Below are 591 nucleotides of genomic sequence, written 5' to 3'. Positions count from 1 at the left end.
CGTGCTCGACCTGTGCTCGGACGGTGCGGTGCTGTTTGTTCAGGTCCGCCTTCCACGGGGGTAAGTCGCTGCCGTCGCCGGGTTTGCGGTACGGGATGATCACCTCAGGGTTGCCGCGGTAGGCGCCGTCGGCCATGACGGGCCGTCCGGCCAGCTTCTGGTCGATGCCGCTGGTCCGGTAGACGATGGTGTCGTTGCGGTTGCCGGGTTGCGGATCGCCGAGGGCCACGACGAGGCGGGTGTGGGCGTCGATGGCTACCTGCAGGTTCGTGCTGTAGCGGTAGTTCTTGCTCGGGGCGGCCAAGCGGTGATCGCGGGTCGGGATGAGGGTGCCGTCGACGATGGTGACCTGGTCGACCCGACGCCGGCGCACCGGTGCCAGAGCGAGCAGGGGGCCGACGGTGTCGATGACCCGATGCGCGGCGGAGTGCGACACCCCGAACAGCGGGCCGATCTGGCGCATCGTCAGGTTCGTGCGCCAGTACGCGGCTACCAGCAACACCCGATCAGCGAGGTCGAGAGACCACTGCCGTCCCGGCCGACCGTCGGCAATCGCGTCACCACCACGCTCGGCGACCAACCGGACCAGCC

At 69.0% G+C, this 591-nt stretch carries 1 protein-coding gene; it reads right to left on the bottom strand.

From position 1 onward, the window contains the following. Window positions 1-591, bottom strand: a 591-nt coding sequence (locus ACLQ23_RS31580; protein ID WP_425881539.1) for a transposase family protein, incomplete at both ends; no start/stop codon positions are given.

Origin of the sequence: Micromonospora sp. DT41, assembly GCF_049841715.1 — a bacterium.
Classification (GTDB): Bacteria; Actinomycetota; Actinomycetes; order Mycobacteriales; family Micromonosporaceae; genus Micromonospora; species Micromonospora profundi.
The sequence above is the reverse complement of the archived record's forward strand: the minus strand, read 5'-3'. Positions and strand labels throughout refer to the sequence as shown.